Genomic DNA, 25,432 nt, shown 5'->3' with positions numbered 1-25,432 from the left:
CGGCGCGCGTATCCAGTTCACGAAGTGACAGGCGGTTTCACGCTCCAGACGCTGCCCGGCCGTTGTCTCGACCAAGACGAGCTGCGTGGCTTGGTCGCGGAGCTGGCGCGTCGGCCGGAGTTGTGGCGGCACCACGTCGCGTTCAGCGAGGAGAAGCGGCATTACGTGTCGCTGCACCGGGACGCGCACGTCGACGTCTGGGTGCTGTGCTGGACACCGGAGAACGATACGGGCTGGCACGACCACGACATCTCCTCGTTCGCGGTCGCGGTGACCCGGGGCGCGCTCGTCGAGCACAACCTGGCCTTGGACCGGCCGAGCGTGGCGACCGAGGTCGCGGCGGGCTTCGTGTTCGGCTGCGGTCCCGAGCACATCCACCGGCTCACCGGCAAGCAGCGCCACAGCGTCTCGATCCACGCCTACTCCCCGCCGCTGTGGCGGATGGGGCAGTACGCCGTGACCGGCGGCGTGATCAGGCGCGTTTCCGTGTCATACGCCGAGGAACTGCGGCCCATCGACGACACCGCACTCGTTTGAGCCTGCTCGATGGCGTTGGGTGCGGAGCACGCGGAAGGGAGAGACATGACTGCGATCCAGGGGGCGGTGCCGACGATGCACGGTGCCCGCACCGGAAACGCGCACGCGGACCTCGTGCTCCTCGACGGAACGGCACTGTCCATTGAGGATGTCGTCCGGATCGCGGATCGCCGAGTCGCGGTCGGTGTGGCACCTGCTGGCTTGGACCGGCTCCACCAACGTCGGCTGACCGCGCCGGAGGCGGTCACGCGGCCGGTGTACGGGCGCACCACAGGTGTCGGCGCCAACCGTTCCGAAGCCGTGCCGGGGAGGCCGGCGCACGGGATGCGGCTGCTGCGTAGCCACGCCAGCGGGATCGGGAACGTGCTGCCCGAGCGGGACGTCCGCGCGATGCTGGCGGTGCGGGTGAACCAGGTGCTGTGCAGCGGCTCGGGCCTGCAACCCGCCATAGCCGAAGCGATCGTGCGGGCGCTCAACGCCGGGGCGTACCCGGAGGTCCACGAGCATGGCGCGGTCGGCACCGGTGATCTCGGGCCGCTGGCCGAGCTGGGACTGGCTCTCGCGGGAGAGGTCAGGTGGGCCGGTACCGGCCCAGCTCCGGATCCAGTCGTCCTGGCCGATGGCGATGCCCTGGCACTGATCAGCAGCAATGCCCTGACCATCGCCCAGGCGGCCCTTGCGGTCGGCGCGGTCCGCGGACTCCTGCACGCGACTGTTCCGGTCGCCGCGCTGACGTTACTCGCGGTCGATGGCTCGACCGAGCCGTTCGCACCAGAGGTGCACGCCGCGCATCCGCATATCGGTGCATCGTGGGTCACTGAGGAAATGCTGACGTGGTTCGGCGGCCGCGTAGCATGCGGGCATCGCGTTCAGGACCCGTTCGGACTGCGGTGCTTTCCCCAGGTGCACGGCCCCGCGCTGGAGGCGGTGGCGGACGCCGAATCGGTCCTGGCCGTGGAACTCAACACCGCCGGCGAGAATCCGTTGATCACGGCCGGAACAGTGCGCCACCACGGCGGATTCCACGCCGCCCGGCTGGCCCTCGCGTTGGACCGGTTGAGGCTGGCGATGCTTTCCACCGCACAGTTGTCGGCGGGGAGGTTGTCGATGCTCGCCGAACCCGAGATGACCGGACTGCGTTCCTTCCTGGCGTCCGGCCCGCCGGGCAGTTCGGGAATCATGATGCTCGAATACGGCGTGGGCTCCGCCCTGGCCGAGCTACGTGCGGCGGCGTTTCCCGCAACGCTTGGCCACATCGTGCTGTCTAGAGGGGCCGAAGAGCACGCGAGCTTCGCTTCCCAGGCGGCCAAGCAGATCCAGCGCGCCGAGGAAGCGTATCGGCTCGTCCTTGCCTGCGAACTCGTGGCCGCAGTCCGCGCGAACCGGTTGCGCGGCGCTAGCCCGGCACAGCCGGTGCGAGCCGTGTACGAGAGAGCCTGTCGCGTACTCGATCCAGATGTCCGGGACCGCCCGTTGTCAGCGGACGTCGCGGCCGCGGCCGCCCTCGTCGACGAGATCGCTGTGTTCGGGAGTTCAGCGTCTGTCCGTTAGCCGCCGGGGCCCCTACGGGGAGTGCTGCGAGGCCGGCTCGAAATGTGTTGTCCCGGTACAGTTTCCGGCGGAATTCGGCGAAATGCGCGGTTTCGGGGTCCGTGCCTCGGGCTCGACGCACGCCGTTCGCCCGCACCGACCGCTCGGGCAGTTCGCCGATGATGCCGTCCCTGTGCCGCGCGCGCCGTTCTTGCGCCGGTACATGTCGCGGTCGGCGTCGTGAAGAAGCTCCTCCGGTCGCGTGGTGGGATCGGCGGTAGTGGCCAGCCCGACGCTCGCCCGGACCCTCAGCCGGTAGTGCGGCGTTTCGCGTTCGGTCGCGAGACTCCGGGCGATGTGGTCCCGGAATTCCGTTGCCGCCTGAACATCGGACACCCGGCTGACGACGGCGAATTCGTCGCCGCCGACCCGGGCCACGGTGTCGCCCGGGCGCGCCGCGTTCAGCAGCTCGTCGGCGGCCGTGATGAGGAGTTGATCGCCGGCGGCGTGACCATGTGTGTCGTTGACCGGCTTGAGGTCGTCGAGGTCCGCGACGAGCACCGCGACCACGCCGCCGTCCCGCTTGAGTTCGGTGAGAACCTGCGTCAGGCGATCGGCGAGCAGAGCGCGGTTCGCCAGGCCCGTCAACGGGTCGTGCAGCGCCAGGTGGGCGAGCTGCGCGTCGGAGACGCATCGTTCGCTGAGTTCCTCGCATTGGCTGACCAAGTACGCCGGGCGGCCGTCGGCACCGGGAACCACGCTGGACCGGACGAGCACCCAGATCGGGCGGCCGTTCTTGTGCCGGTACCGCTTCTTCAAGCTGACCGTGGTCGCCCTGCCCGAAACGAGATCGGCGAGCGCCGCAGCCCCGCGTTCCTGGTCCTGGGCGTAGGTGATGTCGGAATAGCGCATCCCCACCATTTCCTGCCTGCTGTAGCCGACCAGGTCGCACCATGCGTCGTTGATGTCGGTCCAGTGTCCGTTGAGATCCAGCAACGCCATGCCGATGGGAGCGTTGTTGAACGCGCGGCGCCAGAGGGCGCTGAATGCCGGAAGATCGGTGGTCTCCTGGAACTGCGCGAGGAGGAAGCCCGGCTTGCCGTTGGCATCGTGGATCACCGATGTGCATTGGAGCACGCGGACGATGTCGGCGCTGGATCGCCTGAGGAGCCGCTCCCTGGTCATTCCGCCTTGTCGGCACAGGGCGGCACTAGTGTCCGGAGCCTGCCCCGAATTCGCTGCGATGGTGAAGTCGTCCAGCGGGCGGCGGATCAGGCTGTCCGCTTCATGCCCCAGCGCCCGGCAGAGCGCGTCGTTGACATGCATGAAGTGGCCGCGCAGGTCCAGCAGGGCCATCGGGACCGCGGCGTGATCCAGCAGCGTTCTCCACTGCGTGGCGAGGCCGGCCGACTCGGATTCGGAAGATCGCATCAGATATCCAGGGGATTGTCTTGATGGCGTTCTGCCTCGAGGCGGAAACGGTCTACCGTCGGTCCATCGCGTTCGCGCAGGAGTGCATCGAGGTCCGCGACGCGGTCGGCGCCTGGGTGACCGAGCACGCGAAAGCGACCGAGGGCTGACTGCCGCAGTGCGGTGTCGGGCCGCACGATGACGCACGTCAGCCGTTGACGCCGCGTGCGTGGGCAACCGCAGGTGGCACGGGGCGCTTGGTTTGCGAAACGAACAAAACGGGCGATTCGATGATGGCTGTATGGAGGCATGCCGACCTCGAGCGTCGGGGGTGTCGGGGTTGTGGCATTTACCCTCCGCAGGGTCGCACACATTGGCCGCGTGAGAACTACTGACTTACCTACCTAAATTTGCTGATCCGGAGCCCCCGCGGGCGCGTTGACAGGCGTGCTCGCCCCAGCGCTCGATCGCCTTGCAGGGGTGCCGGCCAGCCGCCGGTCATTGATCCAGCAGGCACAGGTCGGGGGGCACCAGAGTGCCGCCGCTCATCAGTTCGTGGATCAGGTTGTGGTTCAAGCTGTTGCCGACCGGCTCGCCCACTTCCTCCCGGGTGAGTCCGGGCACGCCGTCCTTGGACAGCCGGGCGCGGACCGCGACGACGTCGTGCTCGACCCGCTTGGCCGTCCACCCGGCGTCCGGGTCCAGTTCGGCGAGGTGCAGGGCCGCTTGCCGCCAGGACAACGGCTGCGGATGCGCCTCGTGCAGCAGGTACCGCTGGGCCAGGACGATCAGGATGAGCTTCTCGGTGGGGGAGAGCTTCCAGGTCTTGGGCGGCTGGGTGGGATCGTTGTGTCGCGACGTCGGTTGGAGCCCGTCCGGCCCCGCCACGAATAATTCCAGCAGGTGTTCGCGCTCGTTGGAGCCGCGGACGAACAGCGGTGTATACCCGGCCGCGAGCGGAACCGGCTCGTCGTCGGTGAAAAGCAGCCGGGAACCCGGTAGCCGGATCGGCAGCCGACCGGTGTTGTCGACCCACCAGCTGTCGTGGCGGTAGGTCAACAAGCCCTGGTGCCGGCTGATCCGCCGGTCGTTCTCGCCGATGCAGACGTGCACTTCCGGCCGGTTGCGACCGAACAGGATCGTGCGCCCGTCCCGCGGCCGGACCGTGATGCCGCCCGCGATCGCGAGGGCGTAGATGGTGCCCGGCACCGATGTCGGCACGCCGAAGGCCAGGCTGTCGTGTCCGGCTGGAAGCGGACGACCCCCGGCCACCTCAAGGTTTCCGTGCACATCGACCCCCGAAAGACGTCCGCTCCCAGCGTTGTCGCCGAGAGTGCCAGGCCCGGCCGGGAGCCCTCCCGAGCCCTGGTGTGTGGGCGTAGGCGGGCATTGCCGTGGTCATGTCGGCGGAAGTCCGGCGGCGGCGGGCTCGGCGAGGCTGGTGGCCAGCCCGCAGAGCTGTTCTGGAGGGCGATCGCCGGTGACCACGACGAGCAGCAGTTCGACCATCGGCTCCGCGTCCCGGGCGAAGTAGGGCCGGTGCACGACGCTGACCTGGCACGACTTGTCCCCGTAGCCATCGTGTTCGACGAAGGCCCGGTGCCCGGCGAGCCGGATCGGCCGCCCGTCGGCGGCGTTCAACGGCTGGTTCCGGTCGAAGCGGACGACCAGCGAGAGCGGGCTCGTGGTGCTCCTCCACCGGCACGTCCAGCCGCCGAAGCCGATTTGCGGGTTGATCGCATCGACACCGGGAAAACGGGTGAGCGCCTCGTTGTCGAGCACCGCACAGGCGTCCGCGTTGATCAGGGATGCGGGCTCCGGCGTCGCCCGACGCGGAATCTCACCCAGGGACGCCACCCGGACCGCGCTCGCGGTTGCCGTTTCGGCGATGCCGCAGAGGTCGGCCACGCCCTCGCCGTTCTGCTTCGCGCTGATCACGACCCGGAAGCGGTCGGGAAGCAGCAGCGTCCGCTCGCATTCATCGCCGGCCGCGGGCTCCCGCACGATGCCGATCTCGCCCGCCTGCTCGACCGGCCCCGGGAGAGCCGCATCCGTCGCATTGGCGAATTGCACCTTGAGGTCCACTTCGCTGCCGCCCGCTTGAACGATGACGTCGCAGCGGTCGAAGTTGCCATAGTCGGTGTCCTGGTCGGTTTCACCGAACCGGCCGAGGGCGGCCGGATCGGTGAGGGCGCAGGGATCCGCGGTGCGGGGATCGCCGAGACCGACCGGACGGCCGCGCGGCTCCGGGGCGGCGTTGTTCGCCGAGCGGAGCGAGAAATCGAACACCAGCCAGTCACCGACCGCCAGCATGGCCACGGCTGCGGCGGCCAACGCGGCCATCCGATACCGCCGACGCCGAGATGGGCGGCTCAGGCGGGTGCCGGCCGCTGTGCTGTCGGCGAGGTTTTCCAGCAGCTTCCGGGCTTCGGCGGCTGTCGGCCGTTTTGCGGGGTTAACGCGCAGCAGCTTGGACAGCACCGGTGCGAGCATCCCGGCACGGCATGGCGCGGAGACGTTACCGGCAGCCGCTCGGCGCAGCAGGATCAGCGGATTGTCGGCCGCTCCAAACGGCGATACGCCCTCGACGGCGGCGAACAGCGTGGCACCGAGCGAGAAGACGTCCGAAGCCTTCGTGGGCTCCTCGCCGTTGGCCACCTCGGGGGCGACGTAACCGGGAGTCCCCGTCAGCAGGCCGGTGTCGGTCAGCGTCACCTCGCCGTGCACGACACGTGAGATTCCGAAATCGCCGAGCTTGGCGCGATCGTCGTCGGTGACGAGCACGTTGCCCGGCTTGATGTCGCGATGCACGATGCCCCTGGCGTGCACCGCCTCCAGCGCGCCTGCGAGCTGGGCCCCGAGCCGAGCCACCCGCTCCGGGGGAAGCGTGCCGTGCCGCCCCAGATCCGGTGCCGGGACATGCTCCATGATCAGCCAGCATTCGGGGCCATCGGTGGCCACGTCGTACAACGTGACGACGTTCGGGTGGTTCGCCTGCGCCAGGATCTTGGCCTCGCGCCGCAGGCGCCTGATTCGCTCGACGCTGTCCTCGCTGTCGGGCGACAGGGCACGTTTGATCGCGACCGAGCGATCCAGCTCTTCGTCGACGGCCCGCCAGACCACCCCGTTCCCCCCGGAACCGATCGGCTCCGCCAGCCGGTATCGGCCGTTGATCAACTGACCGGGCCGCACGGCACCTCCGATGCTTGCGAGTTGCGCCCGCCTGATGCGCGAAACGGGGCCACCTTATTGCACCGCGCACCGGGTTCGGGACCGGTCCCGAAGAAAAACGCGGCGAAATCAATTAGTCGACTGGCGTGCGGTGGGGTTGCCGCGGATCAAGAGTTCGACTTCGCAGCGAGCGCGCGGTTCGGGCTCACCCGGATGGCGGCTGCCTTCACCGGGTCGAGTCGACCCGCGTCAGCAGGTCGTTTGCAGCGCTGCTCCAATGAGCGGTAGCTTCCGCTTGCGCACAAGCGAAAGCTACCGCGGAAAATTCGATTACGTGGTAAGGCTAGGTGTTTCAGCGGCCCAGAAGCTGAGGATTACCAGCGCCAGCCCCAGCGACCCCAGCGGCGCCGGTGGTGCCTGCGACCCCAGCGGCCCCAGCCGCCCCAGCCGCCGCCGTCGTCGCCCCAGCCCCGACCGCGTACGTTGCTGAAGATTGTGCTGATCTTCATCGTGATCCCTCGTTCGGTCCTGACGAGTGCGGTTATTTCTGTTGGATCGCAATTGCGATCGTGCTGCACAAAAAGCAACACCTGCGCGGTTCCGGAAGTCCGATGCTGCCGGGCCGGAAAGGCGCGATCATTTCCTCAATCCAGACCACGTCAATGCCTCATCGGCTTCTCGGTGCCGGCGCCTACTCCTCACCGTAGCTCGCAACCGGAGGACTCGACAACGACTACCGCATGGCCGAACACCGGGACGGTGAATGCCGGGCGTTGGTGGGCGATGGGAATTCTTCGCAAATTAATTTGTTCAAGGTGAGCCCTTCACCAGTCTCCACACGGTGGTGGTATCGGGAGTGCCTAATTGGTTCTGCCGGAAGGTGTCGCGGCCGGTGCGGGTTCGCACGTGACGACGTCTTCGAGTGGACGCCGTGGGGTGGCGCGCACCGGTGACCCGTAGCCGAAGCGCAGCACGGTTTGTGGCCACACCCAGCCGCCGAGCAGGGTGCGCAGCTCGGTCCGCGTCGCCGGAACCTCCACGACCTGGGACAGGAACGAAGCCGACAACCCGGCGTCGGTGGCGGTGAGCAGCACCCGCTGCATCGCCACCCCGGCCTGCAACTGCGCGGTCACGGAGTCCTGGAAGGACCCGAGCACGCAGATCAGCGGCTCCGGTTCGAAGTCCTTCCCCGCCACGCGGGGAGCCGCTTTTCCCGCGCCGTAATCGCGGAGCACCCACTCGTCCTGCGGTTCGGGCCGCGGGCCACTGCTGCGGACGGGCACCCCGTCGGAAGTGTCTGGGGCGCGCCCGACCCACTCCAGCCATTCGGCGACGAAGCCGGCGTCGGCCAACTGGGTCCGGTGCGCCCGGTGCAGGAGCCGCCGCAAGTCTGCCAACCGTGTCCCGTCCAGGATTGCCAGCCAGCCGCGTTCGCCTTCGGCGGCCTGTCGCAGCTGGTTGCGTAGCGGCGTCGGGACCGGTTCGGGAAGGAAAGGTCGGCGGTTCGTGTGCCGACGGGGAATCGCCGCCGCCAGCGCACGGTCGAGCGGCGTGGCAGGTCGCAATCCCGCCGGACGCACGGTTGCGAGCAGGTCCGGGTGTGTGCGGTCCGGGAGGATGCGCGCGTCCGGGTGCACCCCCGCTATTCGGATCGCCAGCCGCAGATTCAACAGGGCAGCCCCGCATGCGAGCAACAGCTCCCGGCGCTCGGGGTCGGCCGTCCGGATCCTGCGCTCGTTGTCCGCGTGCAACTCGATGGCGCGGGAGGTGCAGTGGAACCGCCAGGGCTGGCTGTTGCACAGCGACGGCGCGGCGACGGCCGCGAGCAGGGCCTTTCGAACCTGATCGGCAGTCAGGTTCCCGATGGGCGAGATGTGCAGGTTCATCGCGACCTCTTCGCTCGTTCCCCGTCCGCCGGCTCCAGCCTGCGAGACGGGGGGACGCCCGAAGTAGAGCCGATCGTCACCTCGACCCCAGGCACCCGGCGGGCTGGGGGCCGATCCGCCGGGGCCGTGGACGGCCCGGTTGGCTGGTTTGAGGTCGTTGGGCCCTTGGACCGTGTCGGGTCACCCCGCAACCTTGGGGAAAACGAGCTCAGGTGAGGTCACCATGTCGAACACATCGGAGCAGGTCGCTGCGTCTGCCGCCGAACCGCTGGCCCGGCTCGGGCGGTCCTGGGAATGGTTGCTGGCATTCGGGATCCTGACGTTGATCGCGGGCATCCTCGCGCTGGTGTGGCCGGGTCCGGCAGTCCTGACCCTGGCCATCATCTTCGGGGCCCAGCTGTTCGTGGGCGGGATCTTCTGGTTCGTCAAGGCCGTGAGTTCCTATCGGGAAGCCGGTTTCAGCCAGGTCCTGCTGGCCGTGCTGGCCATCGTCGCCGGTGTCGTCGTGTTGCGGTCGCCGTTGGCCGCCATCGCGGTGTTCCCACTGGTGCTGGGGCTGTTCTGGATCGTCAGCGGCCTCATCGAAACCTTCCACGCGGTTGTGCACGCGGACGTTGCGTCGCGGGGATGGGCGATCGCGTCCGGGCTGCTCAGCGTGCTCGCCGGCATCGCGCTGCTGGTTTATCCCGGCATCGGGCTGGTGACCCTGACCTACATTCTCGGCATTTGGCTGGTGGTGTACGGGGTCATCTCGTCGGTGCGAGCCGTTCGGATGCGCCCCCACGCGGCCCCTGCGGCTGCCCCGGCGCACCCGGGTCCGGCGCCCGCATAGCCGGAGATCGGTGTCCAGTCGGTATCGCGGGTGTCGAGCACGGTGGCGGATGTCCGCAACGTCCACAGTGGTGGAACCGACGATCATGCCCAGTCCGAAGATCGCCCTGCGCCCGGCTGGTACCGAGCGCGTTGTTGTGACCATCTCCCCTGGCCGAGGGCTTGAAACCCGGAGTAAGAAGGTGCCCGATGAGTGTCGCCAGGGCCGAGCAGTACCGGAGTCCACGCCAAGACGCGTGGTCGCGTGGTGAGGCAGCCGTGTTGGGAGAGGCAGTCCACTGTGCTCCTTCGGTGCACGATAGCCGTCCTTGGTCGGTGGAGATCCACGACCGGACCGCTGTGCTGCGCGAACGTCCGGTGGGGCCGTTGGCTCGGCACGACCCGCACGGGCGGGACCGGCGTATTTCGTGCGGTGCGGCGCTGACGAACCTGGTGCTGGCGATGCGCGGCCTGGCGTGGGCCGCGGACTTGGAGATCGCTGTCGCCGACGGACTGGTGACCGCGAGTGTCACCGGCACCCGGCGGGTCCAGCCGACCGAAATGGAGAACCGTCGACGTCGCGCGCTTTCCGACCGCCGAAGCCACCGGTACGCCTTCGATCTTCGGCCGGTCCCCGATGACGCCCGTGATGCCGTGCTGGAGGCATTGGCAGCGCCCGGGGTGACCGGTCGATGGATCTCGGATGCCGCCGAGGCGTTGTCCATCGCGCGATTGCTCGATTACGCGGCCCGCGTTTTCCGCGGCAACGCCGAGTACCAACGAGAGCTGGCGATGTGGACGACTCTGTACGCAGGCGCGGCCGGTTTGCCGCGGGCCGTGTTCGGCGCGGTGGGGCTGGCAGCGGTCGGGCTGACCACCTCCCGCACTCGCCTTCCCGACGAATCCCTGCTCACAGCGCGGATCCAGCAGGAGGCGGTGCTCGTCGTCGGCACCCGTGGCGACGAGCCGCACGACCACCTCCGGGCGGGCGAGGCGGTGGAGCGGGCGTGGCTGGAGGCCATCAGCCGAGGCCTGGCCGCCTCGGTCATGACGCAACCGCTGCACCTGGCGGAAGTCCGGACCGGGCTGGCCGCTGCGCTCGGATTGACGGTGGTGCCGCAAGTGCTGATGCGATTCGGCTACGCCGTCGTACCGGGGCGTTGATGGCTTACACCTACATCCCGTCCCGGCTGGGATCAGCGGGGGCGCTGTTGGCCCGGGTACCACCAGTTCGGCGGAGGTTGGCGAACCGCCGTCGGCTGCCCCGCCGCCGGTACCCCGATGTGCAGTCCGTGTTCGGCGGCGGCGCGGCTGATGTCCGATGGGGAGACGATGCCGACCAAGTGGCCCTCGTCGAATACGAGGATGCGGCCGTCGGTGGAGTCGGATAGCTGGGGGAGGACCGCCGCGAGGGGTTCCTCCGCTGTCGCGGTGGGAACTCGCTGTACCGGGCAGGCGGCCTCACGCAGCGTGGTCCGCGGTTGATCGCCGGCGGCGAGGCGACGGATGCGGCGGAGGGTGACCAGTCCGTCGATCCCGCCGTCCTCACCCCGCACCGGGAAGCTGGCATGCCCGTGTTCGCAACCCAGGAACTCGGCGACCGTCGTCCGGCCGTCGACGGTCTCGACCGGGTGCGACATCACATCGCGCACCAGAACTCCGGCCAGTGCCATTCCCACGCGTGCTTGCCGTTCCTCGGCGAAGGCCACATTCGCGATGAACAGCCCCAGCAGAACCCACCACAGCCCCTCGCCGCCTCGAACGATCAACTGCGCGAAACCGGCGGCGATGAGCAGGTAGCCGAGTCCGAGCCCGGCGCGCGCCGACCACACGGCCGCCTTGAAGCGGTCTCCGCGCCACATCCACAACGCGGCGCGCAGCACGCGGCCACCATCCAGGGGAGCAGCGGGAACGAGGTTGAACACAGCCAGCAAGGCGTTCAACAGGGCCAGGTAGGTCAGCGCCGCCACCACGAGGTCATCGATGCCCAGCCGGCTCACGACCCAGGCCAGCGCGCCGAACACCAGGGCGAGCCCGGCGCTGGTGGCGGGCCCCACCACCGCGACGCGGAGTTCGACGCCGGCACTTCGCGCTTCGCTCCGAAGCCTAGCGAGCCCGCCCAGCAGCCACAGCGTGATGCCTTCCACCACGAGACTGTTGCGGCGGGCCACGATCGCGTGCGCGAGTTCGTGCGCCAGCAACGAGCAGACCAGCAGAACGGCAGTGCTCACCCCGGTCACGGCGTACGCGAGCAGGGAGTGCCCGGGCAGGGCCAACGGCAGCTGGTAGGCGGCCAGCCCGACGGCGACGAGGGCGACGATGCCGACTACGCTCCAGTGCAGCCCGATCCGCACCCCTGCGACCCGCCCAACCGGGACCGTACCGCGCATGCCAGCCCCCGAAATCCGCCGGAATCAGCGTCGCCTCCAGTGTGCCTCGCCGCCCGGCCTTCCGCGCCTGGCACCGCCAAGCGGCGATCAGGCGCGCTGGGGCTCGCGGACGACTACCACCGGGCACCGGGCGTGATGCACGACGTACTGGCTGACCGAACCCAGCAGGGCCTCGGTGAATCCCCCGTGGCCCCGGTTGCCGACGACGATCAGGTCCGCCTGGGTCTCGTCTGCCGCGTCCAGCAACGCGCGTGCGGGATGGCCTTCCGCTATCTCCTTGCGCACCTGCACCGATGTCTTGTCGGCGGCGACCTCGTCGATCAAAGCGCTCAACTTCTTCGCCATCTCGTGCTCAAGGCCCTCGGGGCCGGGAACTTCCCAGTTGTAGATCATCGGCAGGTGCCACGCCATGATCGCGGTGATGCTCCCGCCGACCAGGCCCGCATGCCAGGCCGCCCAACCCAGTGCGGCCTTTGAGGCCGGTGATCCGTCCACGCCGACCACGACGGTGTACCGGTTTTCGTTGCTCATGGTTGCCTCCCCGACCATGTTCGGACCAACGATGCGATGCGGGCGAGCAGGCCGCCCAAGGCGAGGGGGTCCTCGACCGAGTAGTGGGCCCAGGTCAGGCGGTCGCCGTGTTCGGCGCTGCGGACCACGATGCCGATGCCGTCGTCATGGATCTCGTGCAGGGCGTCTTCGTCGGTGTAGTCGTCCCCGGCGAAGACGGGCATGGCGTCCTGCGCATTCAACCGGTCCAGTACCAAGCGCAGTGCTCGGCCCTTGTTCCAGTCGATGTTCGGCAGCAACTCCACCACCCGCCGGCCGTGCGTGGCCCGGAGCGTGGGCATCTCATCGCCGATCCGGTGCACGACGGAGATCACGTGATCGACCGCGTCCGGCCGGACGTTGCGGTAGTGCACGGCGAGTGCGAATCGCTTGCGGTCCACCAACGCGCCGGCCACCGGTTCCAGCTCGCACGAGAGGCGCCGCTCGGCCTCGTCGAGATCGGGCAAGGCTCGCTCGGCCGCTTCGTGCACGACCGACACGTTGCCGGGACCGACGAGTTCGAACCCGTGACTGCCCGCGTACCACAGCCCGTCGACGCGGATCCGGTGGCGCACGTCCTGCAGGTCCCGGCCGCTGAGCACCGCCACCGCGCAGTGCCGGACGAGCGTTTGCAGGACTTCCCGGGTTCGGACGGGCATCGTGGCCTTGGCCGGGTCGTCGCAGATCGGCGCGAGGGTGCCGTCGTAGTCCAGCAGCACCACCGGCGGCCGGCCTCGCAGGCGTCCGGCGATCTCGTCCCAGCTTTCCAGCCCGTCGGGGACCCGGGACAGGCGGCGCTGCGCACTGTGCCGGCGCGGATCGATGTTGGTGGCAGCCACGGTGACTCCATGCCTTGGCACGACGTGCTTGTGGGATACCCACCCGACGCGAAGGCGAAGGCGTGGCCGCCGTCCGCCACGCCTTCACCGGTTCATTTGCCCTTGCGCGCGACCGGGATTTCCTTGCTCCGCTCCGCTTCCTTCCGCGGAATGCGGATGCTGAGGATTCCGGCTTCGTACTCGGCCTTGATGTTCTCGGTGTCGCAACTGCTCGGCAGCAGCAGGGTGCGGCTGAACGAGCCGTAGTGGAACTCGCTGTGCTGGTCGGTGCGTTCCTCGTACTCGCGTTCGGCGGTGATCTTGAGCTGATTGCCTTCGACGTTGATGTGGATGTCCTCGTCTGGATCCATGCCGGGCAGTTCGCAGCGGACCACGAACTGGTTCTTGTCGGTAAAGGTTTCCACCCGCATCGCATGCCGTTCGCCGAACGGCCACTCGGTTTCGAACATTTGGAAGAGGTCGGGCAATCCTCGACTCGGCCGAGGCAGCATGCTGGTCATGGTGTCCTCCAGGCGACAGATGAACGTTGTCGGCGTCCGGCGTGCGAGCCGCGCCGACCCGTCGGTCGGCCGTTCGTGCCGGACGCATCGCGGGTACCCGGACGCGCTTGGCCGCGAAACCGGAGGGGGCCGCGAGCAGTGCTCGCGGGAACAACGACTCCGCTGAGGCCGGTCGACTTGTGCCGTGTCGGCGCCGTCGTACGGTCGAATGGGGGAGGGGGCGCACATGCGCAAGGCCCACATCGCGGGTGTCGATGGTTCCGAGTCGGCCTTGGCGGCTGTGCGGTGGGCAGCGGTCGACGCCGTGCTGCACCGCGTGCCGCTCCGGCTGATCTGCGTCGGACCGGACTCGCTTCCGGACCAAATCGGTGCCGGCGACGACACCGACCGTGCAGGCTGGCTGTCCACCGCAACGCAGATCGCCACTGACGCCGCCCCCGGGGTGGAGACGATCTCCGAGTTCCGCCGGGGAGTCCCGCACGCCGTGCTCGTCGAGGAATCCGAGCGCGCCCGCCGGGTCGTGGTGGGAATCCGGGGCCTCGGTGAACGTACCGGCCTGCCGGTCGGCTCCACCGCCGAAACGGTCGCCATGCACGCGAGGTGCCCCGTTGTCGTGGTGCGCGGCCGGGCACCGGAACCGGCCGAGACCAGCCCGATCGTCGTCGGCGTTGACGGATCCCGCGTCAGCGAGGCCGCGGTGGCCGAGGCCTTCGCGGAGGCCGCCGTCCGCCGGGTGCCGTTGGTGGCGGTTCACGTCTGGATCGACGTCGGCATCGAGCCCTGGTTGCCCCTCGATGATGATCGCGACTGGGCGTCGATCGACGAGACCGAGCGCTCGGTGCTCGCCCAACGTCTGGCCGGATGGCAGGAGAAATACCCGGACGTCGAGGTGCGTCGCGTGGTGGAACGGGACCGGCCGGTGCGCTACCTCCAGGTACACGGCGAGCAGGCGCAGTTGATCGTCGTCGGCAGCCGGGGCCGGGGCGGCATGACGGGGATGCTGCTGGGGTCGACCAGCCGGGCCCTGCTGCATATGGCGCCGTGCCCGGTGCTGATCGCACGACCGAACCCCCGTTGAACATTCACCGTGCGCGTCCCGGGGATCCGCATCCCAGGCCCAAAGGCCCCGGGTCGCCGATCGTGATGTGGCGCAGAATCATGACGAAAGTGGTCAGCGTGCTTCGATCTCGGGCGTCAGCGGTCCGACTCCCGGAGCACCCGGATGCGAGATCTGTTTGCCCGGCAAGGTGTCGACGATGCCAACATCCTTCTTCGACTGGGTCGAGCTCAGCGCGCCGCAGGAGAACGCCGGCGAGCCCTACGGCGTCTGGGCCTATTTCGCCGTGTTCGCCCTGGTGCTGCTCTCGTCGGCCGGGATGCCGTTCATCGGGACGTTCGCGGTCGGCGGCGGCGCGGTGCTGGCCAGCCAGGGCCACCTCGACCTCGCGGCGGTGCTCATCGCCGCGGTGCTCGGCGGAGAGGCCGGTGGGATCGTGGGCTATCAGATCGGCTTCCGGTGGGGGCGTCGGCTGATGGAGCGCCCCGGCCGTAGGCAGGAGCAACGACAGAAACTCCTGGCACGTGGCGAACGGCTCTACGAAACCTGGGGACGACTGGCGGTGTTCGTCACCACGGCGATGATCTCGGGCACCGCCAACATGAAGTTCACCCAATTCGTCGTGTGGAACCTGATCACGACGACCGCTTTCGTCCTGGCCGTCGGACCGGCTTCCTACGGCGCGGGCCGGATCGTCAGCGGTCACCACGATACGACCAGCATCCTGCTGCTGGTTTCCGGTCTGGTGGTCGCCGCACTGACGATCTGGATCGCGGTGCGCCACCGCCGCCGCAAGAAGCCGCTCGGCACGACCGTGTGAACACCCGGCACAGCTGTCCTCAAGCGCATGCCTGCGCCGGTCACCGGGCGTCGCCGGTCGTCACCTCGTCGGTCCTGCCGGATCTCTCGGGAGCTTTCACCGGGAGCATGGCCAGGAGTCCGATCAACAGGATCACGACGATGCCGCCCATGCCCGCACGCTGGCTTCCGGCCAGGGCGATGAAGCCGCTGAAGGCCAAGGGGCCGAGGAAGCTCACGGCTCGCCCGGTGGTGGCGTAGAGCCCGAACACCTCGCCTTCCCGCCCGGGGGTGGCGATGCGGGCCAGGAAGGTCCGGCTGGCCGACTGGGTGGGTCCCAGGAAGGTCGCCAGAATGAGGCCGCATACCCAGAACGCCGGCTTGCCCGGCAGCACCACGAGTGCCCCGCCCACGACGACCAGCCCGACCAGCGCCGTGACGATGACGGTCTTCGGGCCGAACCGGTCGTCCGCCCGTCCGCCGAGGAAGGCGCCCAGGCCGGCGACGAGGTTCGCGATGATCGCGAAGACCACCACCTCGCTGGCGGTGAAGCCGAACGAGCCGGCGGCGATCACGCCACCGAAGGTGAAGATCGCGGCGAGGCCGTCCCGGTAGATCGCGCTGGCGACCAGGAACCCCAACGTGCGCCGTTCGGTGCGCCACATCCGCGCCAGCCGTTTCCCGAGCACGACGTAGCTGCCCAAGAAGGCCCTTCGCAGCGGCTCACCGGAAGACTCCACCTCGGGGACGAAGAAGAACAGCGGAAGTGCGAACACCGCGAACCACACGGCCGCGAACAAGGCGACAACGCGGATGTTCATCCCGTCCTGGGCGGTCACCCCGAACAAGCCCACCTCGGGCTGCACGAACCCGATCAGCACGACCACCAGCGCGACGAGCCCACCGAAATAACCCATGCCCCAACCGAAGCCCGAGATGCGCCCGATCGTCGCCGGCGTCGAGACCTGCAGCAGCGTCGCGTTGTAGTTCACGGTGGCGAACTCGGAGAACACGCTGCCCACCGAGACCAGCACCAGCCCGAGCAGCAGGTACGACGGGCTGTCCTGGACGAAGAACAACCCCGCCGTGCTGGCCACCACCAGCGCGGTGTGCACCGCCAGCCACTGCTTGCGCCGCCCGCCGGCATCGCTGCGCTGACCGGTCACCGGCGCCACCAGCGCGATACACACGCCTGCGATGGTGAGCGCGAGGCCGAGGGCCTCCGACCCCTTTTTCGGGTCAGCGGCTACCGACTCGGTCAAGTACACCGTGAAGACGAATGTCAAGATCACGGTGTTGAACGCTGCGGAACCCCAGTCCCACAGCGCCCAGCTGATCACCCCATGCACGTCCCGACGAGCTCTGCTCGGGGTATTGACAGACCTAACCACGGCACGATCAGACCAGCTCATCCCGGGCGCAGCCAGTCGAAACCCGCAGCGATACAACCCGACGCGCCAAGAATGCTGGAAAAATATCCGGATGGTTGACGGGACGGGCGAGGGCGGGAGAAATGTGCGGGGCCGATGCCCGCCCGGGCCGCCGTCGCCGAATGGGCATCGAAGGAAGCCGGGTCACGCCGTTTTCTCCGGATGCGGCGGAATGTTGGGCGGGAAGAGCTCCTGGATCGAGGTGGGTTTGCCAAGGTAGTAGCCCTGCGCCTGGTCGCAGCCGAGAGTGCGGAGGATGGCGAGTTGTTGGGGCGTTTCGATCCCTTCCGCCACGACCTCAAGGCCGACGGCGTGGGCCATGGCGATGATGCTGTTGACGATTACTTCGAGCTCTTCGCTTTCGGCGAGGTCCGTGACGAACGTTCGGTCGATCTTGAGGATGTCCAGGGGCAGCTGCCGCAGCTGCGCCAGCGAGGAGTACCCGGTTCCGAAGTCGTCGATCGCCAGCCCGATACCGAGTTCGCGCAATCCGTTCAGGACGCGGGCGGCCGCCGCGGGGTCCTGCATGATCGCGTTCTCGGTGATCTCCAGGCACAGCGCGTGCGGCGGCAGACCGGAATCGGCGAGCGCTTGCTGCACGTTGGCCAGCAGGTCGGGATCTTCGAGCTGGCGCGGTGAGAGGTTCGCGTTGAGTTGCAGGTCGAGCTCGTGGCGCTCGCGTTCGTCGGCGAGCTGACCGGCCGCCGTGTGCAACATGTGCGCGCCGATCGGGTTGATCAGGTCGCTTTCCTCGGCCAGTGGGATGAATTCGGCCGGTGACACCGTTCCGTGCACCGGGTGCGACCACCGGAGCAGGCCCTCCACGGCGACCGTGCGGTCGACGCGCAGATCGACGACGGGCTGGTAGGCCACCCAGAGCTCGTCGCGTTGCACCGCATGGCGCAGGTCCTGCTCCAGGACCATGTGCCGCTGCACTCGTTCGCGGAGATCGACCCCGAAGAACGCGTAGCGCCCACCACCCTGGGTCTTGGCCTGGTACATGGCCACGTCGGCATCGCGCAGGACGTCCTGGCCGGACCGGGTGTCGTCGGCTCCGGAGACCACGACCCCGATGCTTCCGTTGACGTGCAGTTGCCTGCCCTGCACCCGGATCGGCTCGGTAAGCGCGCCGAGCAGGCGGTTGCCGAGCGCGCCCAGCACCTCGTGGTCGCTCTCGCCGTGGACGAGGACGACGAATTCGTCGCCGCCGAGCCGCCCCACCAGCGCCTCGTCGCGAGTCGCGCTCACCAGCCGGTTCCCGATGATGCGCAACACCTCATCGCCGGCGGCGTGGCCCAGGGAATCGTTGATGCGCTTGAAGTTGTCCAGGTCGATGAACAGCACCGCCACCGGGTCCGTCCGCGGCTGCGGATGCCCGAGGTGCCGCAGCACGAGCGTGCGGTTGGCCAGCCGGGTCAGCGGGTCGTGCGTGGCCTCGTACTCCAAGCGCTCCCGGGCGGCCCGGCTCTCGGTGATGTCGGTGAATGAGGTGACGACCTTGTGCGGCGGGCGGTCCTGCGGATTCAGCGTGCGGGCGGTGACCGCCAGCCACACGCTGCGGCCGTCGGCCCGGTCGAAGCGGACCACGCGCTGGTTCTCCGGCGCTCCGCTTCGCCTGGCCACCGCCGAGGGGCGGTCTTGCGGCCGGAGCTGTTCACCGGACTCGTCGAACATGGGCCAGGAAGCGGGGGAGGTGCCGACGATCTGTGACCCGGCCACACCGAGAATGCGTTCGGCGGCTGGATTGGCCGATGCGACGGTGCCCTCCGGTCCCAACACGATGACGCCCTCGTCGAGCGCGGCGACGACGGTGGCGAAATCCTGCTCGGCTTGCCGTCGGGCCGTCTCGTCGGCGCACACCAACACGAAACCGGAGTCCATTTCCGCCGCCGAGATCCCGATCACGAGGGTGGTGCCGTCCTGCCGACGGTGCAGGGCCTCGGTGACGCCGCCCCCGCCGAGCAGTGCTTCGGGCTGCAGCGGCGCGCCGACCAGCGCTTCGACGTGCCGGCCCAGCGCCTGATCCGCGGGTATGCCGTACACGGTCTCGGCGGCTGGGTTCCAACTCGTGACCACGCCGTCGCGGTCGGTGGCGATGATCGCGTTGTTGCTGTGCTCGACCAGCGCCGCCTGGTTGCGAAGCGCGGCCTCGGCAGCCTTTTGCGCGGTGACGTCGCGCCCGATGACCTGCACCGCCGGGCGCCCTTCCCAGGTGGTGTGCACCGCTATCAACTCGACGGGGACCGTGCCGCCGTCGATGCGCTGCAACGCGGCCTGCGAGCGCGGTGTCACGGCGCCCGGGGCTGCCAGCAACCGGATCCGCTCGCGCATCTCGGCAATAGAGTGGTGGGCGACGAAATCGGTGACCGGGCGCCCGAGGAGTTGCTCGCTGGATTCGGCGCCGAGGATGGAGCTCATCGCCGGGTTCGCGTACTTGACGAATCCGTCCTGGTGCACGCAGATCGCGTCGGGGCTGAGTTCGACGAGGAGTCGGTATCGGCCGGCGAGATCGGCCAGCGTCTGCCGGTCCCGGTGCAGGGCCGTCACCTCGCGGACCAGCCCGATCAGGCGGCCGGTTCGCTGGTTGCCGCGCAGCCGAGCGTGGAAACGGAGCAATCGCGTTTCGCCTTTGCGGGTCACGACAGGCTGCTCCAGGTCGAGGTCCTGCCAGAGCGCAGTCGTTGTCGCGGCCACCGTCCACGGCTCGATGAGCTTGCGCAACCGTGCGCGGATCTCGTCTTCGCTTGCGCCGGACATGCCCAGGAGCGAGTCCATGCCGGCGGCCCAGGTGAGGCCGCGATCGGCGAAATCGAACGTCCACGGGACGGCGCCGTGCGCGGACAGCGCGAGGTCCAGGAACTCGCGGCCGAGACCAGAGCCGCCCGAGAGCCCGTCCGCAGGATCAATTTCCATGATCCACCCAATGAAGAGACTTCACCCACCCAACTCCTCGCGTGGGCTACTCCGCCCGTCGTGGCCATAGCGCTGTGTCACCGACCCGGCTTAGAGCTTCCCATAAGGGCTGGTCATCAACCATTGGCGAGACCTCGCGCGCCGCGCGCACGGGTTACGGCCAGGCGAGCCACCCATCGTGAACCGGGGCCGGCGCGAAGGCGGGCGCGAAAGGTTCTGCACTGCTCCTCCTTTTGCCGATCTTCATTCACCTGTATGAGAGACTGCCAGAGTGCAAACACTGTGAGTATCGCAAATGCTCATGTTCTTCACTCTTGCGTGTAGCGACCGGATCTTCTCGCGCGAAAAAGTGACGTTAAGTAGTTCGATCTCGACAGCCCGCCGATGCTGCGGCGATTTCGTTCGATCGGGCTGGGCGCGCGGCGGTGCCGGTCGCCACCCACCGCCCTTCCCCGGTGCGGTGGCCGGATTGGATGATCGCAACCCAAGAAAGGTTGGCAATGGGCGCGCAGCAATGCGGAATCAACGGTATCGGCGCGGTGACCGGCTACGGCTGGGGCCGCGATGCCCTGTGGGAGGGCTTATCCGGCGGCAAGATAGCCGCCCGCTCGGTCCCGGGACATGGCCCCGACCGGGACCAGACGGCATGGGTGGCCAAGGTACCGGACGGCGGTGACGAGTTGGACGGTCCGAGCCGCTTCGCCAGGGCCATGCGAGGCGCCGCGCGCGAGGCGATCATCGACGCCGGACGCCGGGGCTGGCAGCCCGGACGCCGGGTGGGGCTACTGCACGCGGCAGTGCTCGGTGATCTGGAACTGTGGCGGGATTTCTATGGCACGCGCGGCTCCGACGCGTCGGTGCGCGACTACCTCGCGCTGATGCCCTCGACCCCGGTGTCGACGTTCATGCAAGAGTTCGGCTTCCACGGCCCGGCGATGAACGTCTCGGCGACCTGCGCCTCCGGCAATGCCGGCTTGCTCACCGCGAAGGCATGGCTGGACGCCGACGTGGTGGACGACGTGGTGTTCGTCGCCACCGACCTGTCGTCCACCCCGGAGACCGTGCTGCACTTCAACCGGCTCGGTGTCGCAATCACCGACACCGAGCCGCTACAGGCTTGCCGACCGTTCCAGGAGGGCAGCCGCGGCTTCATCATGGGCGAGGCGTCGGTGGGGATGGTCCTGTCGAAGCGGACGCGGAACCCGTACGCCCATGTGCTCGGCGGCGCGATGTCGCACGATGCCCACCACGTCACCTCGGTCGACCCGAAGCTGAGCGAACTGACTCGGTGCTTCGCCGAAGCGCTGGCAAGCGCGGGTGTGGACGCGTCGCGGGTGCGCTACCTCAACGCACATGGTCCCGGGACAAAGCAGTGCGACCGTGCCGAGGCCGCCGTGTTCGACGCGCTGTTTCCCGCCAAGGCCGAGCTCTTCTCGGTGAAGCCACTGGTGGGCCACTGCATGGGCGCGGCTTCCGCCGTGGAGATCTCCGCTACCGCGCTGGGATATGACCGCGGGCTCCTGCCCGCCCCGCCATTGGTCGCCCCCGGGCATCCGCGGCTGCTGGCCGGCCCCGCTGTGCCTGCCGACGGCCTCACGGTGAAGTCGTCGCTCGGACTGGGCGGCCACAACTCCGCGGTGGTGCTTGCACCTCCGGACTGAGTGGGGGAGCCCCGGTCGGCGGGCCGGGCGCGAATACCGCTGCACGAGAACTTCGTGCTCGCCGTGCGGCACACGCTCGCGCCCGCCGGCAGCCGTTCGACACCTGGATTGGGGCGCCGCATGCGCGACGCCCCGCGCTTGAGAGTCCACATGAGACGGTGACGAATTTTCGTTGGAACTTCGGCATGAACTGGAGCCGGAGCCGAATTGTCCGATGAGTCAAGCGTGCGTTCGGTGGAAGATCAGCCGGTAGATGAGCAGGAGAATCACCGATCCGACGATCGCCCAGACGAAGCTCATCAGGTTGAAACCCGTGACTCCCGCGGCACCCATGATCCTGGTGGCTATCCATCCGCCGAGCAGACCGCCGACGATGCCGATCAGAATGGTCACGATGATTCCGCCGGGATCACGGCCCGGTAAGATGAATTTGGCGATCACGCCGGCGATCAAACCGAACACGATCCAACTCAGAATTCCCATGGCGGCATCCTTTCCGACTCGGGTCTGCTCGTTGTGGTGCTCCCCGGATTCCCCGAACGGGCCGGATTCATTCATGCCTCGGTATCGGTACCCTCCTGCGTTCGTGCCGACGCCGGATTAACCTGGATGAACTGCGAGCAGCGCCGCTGGAGCGAAGGCAGCCTCCAGGGGTGTGGAAGGTGTTGAGCGATGGGTTCACCGTGGCGACATCCCATTGAAGGTGTGTATGCGGCGCGGGAAGCGCTCGACGATGCGGCGACCGTGCAGGCGCGCGGCGACCTGACCAGGGAGGACTGGCCTGCTTACGGCTCCGCGCTCATCGGCGTGTTGACCTCGCTCGATCACCTCACCCGGACGCTCGTCGAGCGGATAGACGAAGTGGATCGCGACCTCCTGTTCCAGCAGGCTCTCCGCGACCATCCGCACGAGGCACTGGACCGGGCGGTCGAGCACCTTCGCCACTTGCGCCGGGTGCTGGCGTCGGCCCTGACCGACGCGCAGGACTACTGGTCGGAGGCCAAGCACGTCCACGACGACACGGCCCACGGCCCGGAATGATCCCGGGCCGATGACCGGTCACCTCGTCAGCGGGCACGTTCCGGACCACTGTGGACTTTGCGGTACATCAAGGCGTCCGTGCTCATTGGGGAAGCAAATCCGGGCTAAAAGGCTCTGCTTCGCGACACGGCCTGGTGTTGGCCCCGATTTTCGGCAAAAGTACGGAAGTCGGGACGTTCGCGGGCCTTTGAATCAGGGAACCGGTCGGCGGGCCGACGGTAAGTGAAATCTGGTGAACTTTCGTGTTCGGTGGGAGTTCCGCCGCGGCTGTTGTCCAGCGGAACGGCTCGGGAGCCGAAGCGCTGGCGTTCTTGGGTTGCTGTGTTGGGAAGGTTGGGGTCTCAGGTGCTGACTGGTCGGATCGTTCGGTTCGAGGAAGAGCGCGGGTTTGGTTTCATCGCCCCGGAGGGCGGTGCCCAGGAGGACGTGTTCTTCCATGTCAACGGGGTCGATGGCGGCGAGGAGCCGCTTGCGATCGGTACCAAGGTGTCGTTCGAGGTAGTGGAAGGACAACGCGGGCTCAAGGCGTACGGTGTCCAGGTGGTGGGCGTCGGCGCTGTCAAGGCGGCCGAGTCCGCGAACCAGGTTGTCCCCGTCGCGTCGACCGCGACTCGGGTCGACGCGGAGGAACTGTGTGATGTCCTGACCCGGCAAGAATTGCGGAGCGAGGTGACCGAGCAGCTTCTTCAGGAACTTCCCGAGCTGACCGGTGCGCAGGTTCAATCGGTTCGCGACGGCGTTGTCGCTTTGGCCGGCAAACACGGCTGGCTCGTCGAGTAGGACGCACGAGCTTGGGCCCCCGTCGCAGGTGGGGCCCATGCCGCTCCTCCTAGCGCCTGTCTCCCCACAGCAGGAGGAGCTCCCGCGGGGCCCGGTCGTGGACAGAGCGGAATCGGTCCCCGCGGGAACCTTTACTCGACCGGCTACCCCGGAACTGCATTGCGCGGTAAGCGGAATTGCCAGTGCGGGAACCGGGTCGTCACGACCCACGATCAGCCTCTGGTGCGCGTTGGGGCTGGTCGGTCCGGTGCAGCAGCTCGACGACTTCGGCGTCGGGGGTCGGGGCGAAATCCCGGTACCACTGCCCGATGGCCATGAACCACCCCGGAGTCTCCAGGCACACCTGCTCGTCGGTCACCTCCTCCAGCCGTTCCAAGGCGTGTGGTGGAGCCACGGGCACGGCCAGCACCACCCGGGCGGCGCCTTGCTCGCGGGCTACCCGGCACGCGGCGTGCGCGGTGGAACCGGTGGCAATGCCGTCATCGATCACGATGGCAGTCCGGCCGGTCACGTCGGCCCGCGGCCGGTTGATGCGGAACAACCGCGCTCGCCGGTCGAGTTCGATCCGTTCGCGCCGTTCCACCTCGTCCAGGTCCTTCGCGCTGACCCCGGTCTTCCACAACACCTCGTCGTTGATGATGCGCACGTTGCCTTCACCGATGGCACCCATGCCGAGCTCGGGGTGGGTGGGAACCCCGAGCTTGCGCACCACGATCACGTCCAACGGTGCGTGCAGCGCCCGAGCCACCTCGAAAGCCACCGGCACGCCACCGCGAGGCAGTCCCAGGACGACCGCGTCCACCCCCCTGAGGTGCGATAACTGTTGCGCCAGTCGACGACCGGCGTCCCTCCGATTCTCGAACGGCAAGGCGGTGCACCTCCTCACCTGACTGCACCCCAAGGATGCTCCGCGGGCGAGGCGTGGACACAGAGGCGATCGGCACTCGGCCGTCGAGCGATCCCAGCGCATGCCTGTCCGCGCGCGGCAAGCCAGCACGGGCACTCAGGCCAGATGGCCGAACACGATCACGTTGTCCTCGTAGCTGCGCCGGGACTCGTCGAAATCCCCGCCGCACGTGATCAGCCTGATCTCGGGGCGAGTGACGTTGCCGTACACGGCGTCGGTGGGGAACCGGTTCTTGGCGACCCGGTCGATGCGGTCGACCAGATAGGTGACCCGTGATCCGTCCCTGCGACCGACGTTGATCCGGTCGCCGATGCGGAGGTCGCGCAGCCGGTAGAACACACCGGCCTCGGTGTACGAGTCGACGTGGCCCAGCACGACGAAGGGGCCGACCTCGCCCGCGCCCGGACCGGGTTGGAACCAACCAGCCTGCTTGGGTTTCTCGATCGGCGGTACTTCGACGGAACCATCTGGGGTTAAGCCCAGGGGCACGAGAGTAGATGTCACTCGAATGGCCGGTATCGAGATCCTGACCGGATAGGGATCGCCCGGAACCGGCCCAACCGGGCCGGCAGGTCCGGGCGCGTTCGCAGTCGCCGCGGTCGGTGGCTGCGTCGATCGCGCATCCGCCGGGCCGAAGTTCGCCGGGCTCGTCACCGCCAGCAGCAAGGTGAACCACACGGCTAGAAATGCGGCTCTCACGCTCCACCCCCGCCTCCGGTACTGCCTCCACGGCCAACGATGCTCCGCGGATTGGCGGCCATTCGTTCGGATAGGTGGTGTGCACTCCCGGAGTGCACACCACCAATCCGGCTCGATCAGCGCCGGGCCTCGGCACGCCGGCGCCGGTACACGTAAACACCACCAGCAGCCAGAGCGACGAGCGCCGCGCCACCCGCCGCCATCAGCGGGCCGGAAACGTCGGCGTCATCATGTGCCGTCGCTCCGCCACCGGCCGGGACACCGCCCACAGGCACCTGGGGAACCTGGGGGACCTGTGGCACCTGCGTCGGGACGGCGGGCTTGGCCGTCGGAACCTGGGTCGGCCTGGCCGTTGGCCGCTGCGTCTGCGCAGGTGCCTGCGTCTGAGGCGCGGGTGCCGCGGGTGCTGGCGCCGCTGGCGCTGGCGCGGGCGCGGGCGCCGGGGCGGGCGCCGGGGCGGGCGCCGGTGGAGGCACGGCCACCGGAGGCTTGAAGGGCGGCTTGCACTCTTCCGGTTTGCACGG

At 68.5% G+C, this 25,432-nt stretch carries 25 protein-coding genes; 10 read left to right on the top strand and 15 right to left on the bottom strand.

Going from position 1 to position 25,432, the window contains the following annotated elements:
* Positions 1-24: 24 nt before the first annotated feature.
* Positions 25-537: a cupin domain-containing protein gene (locus BJ970_RS29660; RefSeq protein WP_312864538.1), complete on the top strand. Its 513-nt coding sequence runs from the start codon at positions 25-27 to the stop codon at positions 535-537.
* A gap of 45 nt (positions 538-582) precedes the next feature.
* Positions 583-2,088 carry an aromatic amino acid ammonia-lyase gene (locus BJ970_RS29655; protein WP_184730357.1) on the top strand — a complete coding sequence of 502 codons (1,506 nt, stop codon included), beginning with the start codon at positions 583-585 and terminating at the stop codon, positions 2,086-2,088.
* 12 nt (positions 2,089-2,100) lie between these two features.
* On the opposite strand, the gene BJ970_RS29650 is transcribed toward BJ970_RS29655, so the two are convergent.
* On the bottom strand, positions 2,101-3,498 hold the full coding sequence (locus tag BJ970_RS29650; protein ID WP_246471889.1) for a sensor domain-containing diguanylate cyclase: 1,398 nt from the start codon (positions 3,496-3,498) through the stop codon (positions 2,101-2,103).
* Positions 3,499-3,521: 23 nt separating this feature from the next.
* Here BJ970_RS29650 and BJ970_RS39130 point away from each other — a divergent pair, with 23 nt between their 5' ends.
* A complete protein-coding gene (locus tag BJ970_RS39130) occupies positions 3,522-3,647 on the top strand; it encodes a hypothetical protein (RefSeq protein ID WP_281399646.1) in 126 nt (41 codons plus the stop codon).
* A 328-nt stretch (positions 3,648-3,975) separates the two neighbouring features.
* On the opposite strand, the gene BJ970_RS29645 is transcribed toward BJ970_RS39130, so the two are convergent.
* The 4 genes from BJ970_RS29645 to BJ970_RS29635 form a co-directional block, all read right to left on the bottom strand.
* Complete coding sequence (locus BJ970_RS29645; protein WP_312864537.1) at positions 3,976-4,749, bottom strand: FHA domain-containing protein; 774 nt, start codon at positions 4,747-4,749, stop codon at positions 3,976-3,978.
* A 126-nt stretch (positions 4,750-4,875) separates the two neighbouring features.
* Positions 4,876-6,669 (bottom strand): serine/threonine-protein kinase, encoded by a 1,794-nt coding sequence (locus BJ970_RS29640; protein ID WP_184730354.1) that lies wholly within the window; start codon positions 6,667-6,669, stop codon positions 4,876-4,878.
* A 353-nt stretch (positions 6,670-7,022) separates the two neighbouring features.
* The gene (locus tag BJ970_RS39125) at positions 7,023-7,157 is read right to left on the bottom strand and encodes a hypothetical protein (protein ID WP_281399645.1); all 135 of its coding nucleotides are present in this window, start codon (positions 7,155-7,157) and stop codon (positions 7,023-7,025) included.
* Between the two features lie 351 nt (positions 7,158-7,508).
* Positions 7,509-8,534 (bottom strand): Acg family FMN-binding oxidoreductase, encoded by a 1,026-nt coding sequence (locus BJ970_RS29635; protein ID WP_184730352.1) that lies wholly within the window; start codon positions 8,532-8,534, stop codon positions 7,509-7,511.
* A gap of 223 nt (positions 8,535-8,757) precedes the next feature.
* On the opposite strand from BJ970_RS29635, the gene BJ970_RS29630 reads away from it, so the two are divergent.
* Positions 8,758-9,366 carry an HdeD family acid-resistance protein gene (locus BJ970_RS29630; RefSeq protein WP_246471888.1) on the top strand — a complete coding sequence of 203 codons (609 nt, stop codon included), beginning with the start codon at positions 8,758-8,760 and terminating at the stop codon, positions 9,364-9,366.
* Positions 9,367-9,554: 188 nt separating this feature from the next.
* Complete coding sequence (locus BJ970_RS29625) at positions 9,555-10,508, top strand: nitroreductase family protein (protein ID WP_221468312.1); 954 nt, start codon at positions 9,555-9,557, stop codon at positions 10,506-10,508.
* Positions 10,509-10,540: 32 nt separating this feature from the next.
* On the opposite strand, the gene BJ970_RS29620 is transcribed toward BJ970_RS29625, so the two are convergent.
* The 4 genes from BJ970_RS29620 to BJ970_RS29605 all read right to left on the bottom strand — a co-directional run bounded on the left by BJ970_RS29620 (position 10,541) and on the right by BJ970_RS29605 (position 13,622).
* A complete protein-coding gene (locus tag BJ970_RS29620; protein WP_184730350.1) occupies positions 10,541-11,734 on the bottom strand; it encodes a site-2 protease family protein in 1,194 nt (397 codons plus the stop codon).
* 87 nt (positions 11,735-11,821) lie between these two features.
* A complete protein-coding gene (locus BJ970_RS29615) occupies positions 11,822-12,265 on the bottom strand; it encodes a universal stress protein (RefSeq protein ID WP_184730348.1) in 444 nt (147 codons plus the stop codon).
* Positions 12,262-13,122 (bottom strand): trehalose-phosphatase, encoded by an 861-nt coding sequence (gene otsB / locus BJ970_RS29610; protein WP_312864536.1) that lies wholly within the window; start codon positions 13,120-13,122, stop codon positions 12,262-12,264. Before otsB ends, BJ970_RS29615 begins: the two co-directional genes overlap by 4 nt.
* A gap of 92 nt (positions 13,123-13,214) precedes the next feature.
* Entirely contained in the window at positions 13,215-13,622 is a 408-nt protein-coding gene (locus BJ970_RS29605; RefSeq protein ID WP_184730344.1) for an Hsp20/alpha crystallin family protein, read from the bottom strand.
* A gap of 226 nt (positions 13,623-13,848) precedes the next feature.
* Between BJ970_RS29605 and BJ970_RS29600 the strand changes: the two genes are divergently transcribed.
* Both BJ970_RS29600 and BJ970_RS29595 read left to right on the top strand, forming a co-directional pair.
* Positions 13,849-14,700: a universal stress protein gene (locus BJ970_RS29600; RefSeq protein WP_184730342.1), complete on the top strand. Its 852-nt coding sequence runs from the start codon at positions 13,849-13,851 to the stop codon at positions 14,698-14,700.
* A 178-nt stretch (positions 14,701-14,878) separates the two neighbouring features.
* The gene (locus BJ970_RS29595; protein ID WP_184730339.1) at positions 14,879-15,499 is read left to right on the top strand and encodes a DedA family protein; all 621 of its coding nucleotides are present in this window, start codon (positions 14,879-14,881) and stop codon (positions 15,497-15,499) included.
* 40 nt (positions 15,500-15,539) lie between these two features.
* On the opposite strand, the gene BJ970_RS29590 is transcribed toward BJ970_RS29595, so the two are convergent.
* Positions 15,540-16,868 carry an MFS transporter gene (locus tag BJ970_RS29590; protein WP_312864535.1) on the bottom strand — a complete coding sequence of 443 codons (1,329 nt, stop codon included), beginning with the start codon at positions 16,866-16,868 and terminating at the stop codon, positions 15,540-15,542.
* 183 nt (positions 16,869-17,051) lie between these two features.
* Entirely contained in the window at positions 17,052-19,820 is a 2,769-nt protein-coding gene (locus tag BJ970_RS29585) for a sensor domain-containing protein (RefSeq protein WP_184730334.1), read from the bottom strand.
* Positions 19,821-20,293: 473 nt separating this feature from the next.
* On the opposite strand from BJ970_RS29585, the gene BJ970_RS29580 reads away from it, so the two are divergent.
* Entirely contained in the window at positions 20,294-21,481 is a 1,188-nt protein-coding gene (locus BJ970_RS29580; protein WP_184730332.1) for a beta-ketoacyl synthase N-terminal-like domain-containing protein, read from the top strand.
* A 219-nt stretch (positions 21,482-21,700) separates the two neighbouring features.
* On the opposite strand, the gene BJ970_RS29575 is transcribed toward BJ970_RS29580, so the two are convergent.
* Positions 21,701-21,964 carry a GlsB/YeaQ/YmgE family stress response membrane protein gene (locus tag BJ970_RS29575; protein WP_184730330.1) on the bottom strand — a complete coding sequence of 88 codons (264 nt, stop codon included), beginning with the start codon at positions 21,962-21,964 and terminating at the stop codon, positions 21,701-21,703.
* A gap of 189 nt (positions 21,965-22,153) precedes the next feature.
* Here BJ970_RS29575 and BJ970_RS29570 point away from each other — a divergent pair, with 189 nt between their 5' ends.
* On the top strand, positions 22,154-22,522 hold the full coding sequence (locus BJ970_RS29570; protein WP_184730327.1) for a hypothetical protein: 369 nt from the start codon (positions 22,154-22,156) through the stop codon (positions 22,520-22,522).
* 345 nt (positions 22,523-22,867) lie between these two features.
* Positions 22,868-23,302: a cold-shock protein gene (locus BJ970_RS29565; RefSeq protein WP_184730325.1), complete on the top strand. Its 435-nt coding sequence runs from the start codon at positions 22,868-22,870 to the stop codon at positions 23,300-23,302.
* Between the two features lie 199 nt (positions 23,303-23,501).
* On the opposite strand, the gene BJ970_RS29560 is transcribed toward BJ970_RS29565, so the two are convergent.
* The 3 genes from BJ970_RS29560 to BJ970_RS29550 all read right to left on the bottom strand — a co-directional run bounded on the left by BJ970_RS29560 (position 23,502) and on the right by BJ970_RS29550 (position 25,183).
* Positions 23,502-24,104, bottom strand: a complete 603-nt coding sequence (locus tag BJ970_RS29560; protein ID WP_376775147.1) for a phosphoribosyltransferase — start codon at positions 24,102-24,104, stop codon at positions 23,502-23,504.
* A 201-nt stretch (positions 24,105-24,305) separates the two neighbouring features.
* On the bottom strand, positions 24,306-24,863 hold the full coding sequence (locus BJ970_RS29555; RefSeq protein WP_312864625.1) for a class F sortase: 558 nt from the start codon (positions 24,861-24,863) through the stop codon (positions 24,306-24,308).
* Positions 24,864-25,024: 161 nt separating this feature from the next.
* A complete protein-coding gene (locus tag BJ970_RS29550; RefSeq protein ID WP_184730321.1) occupies positions 25,025-25,183 on the bottom strand; it encodes a GVDTG sorting domain-containing protein in 159 nt (52 codons plus the stop codon).
* Between the last annotated feature and the right edge of the window lie 249 nt (positions 25,184-25,432).

The organism is Saccharopolyspora phatthalungensis (assembly GCF_014203395.1).
Classification (GTDB): domain Bacteria; phylum Actinomycetota; class Actinomycetes; order Mycobacteriales; family Pseudonocardiaceae; genus Saccharopolyspora; species Saccharopolyspora phatthalungensis.
Note: the sequence above shows the minus strand (reverse complement) of the source record. Positions and strands in the feature narration are given on the sequence as shown.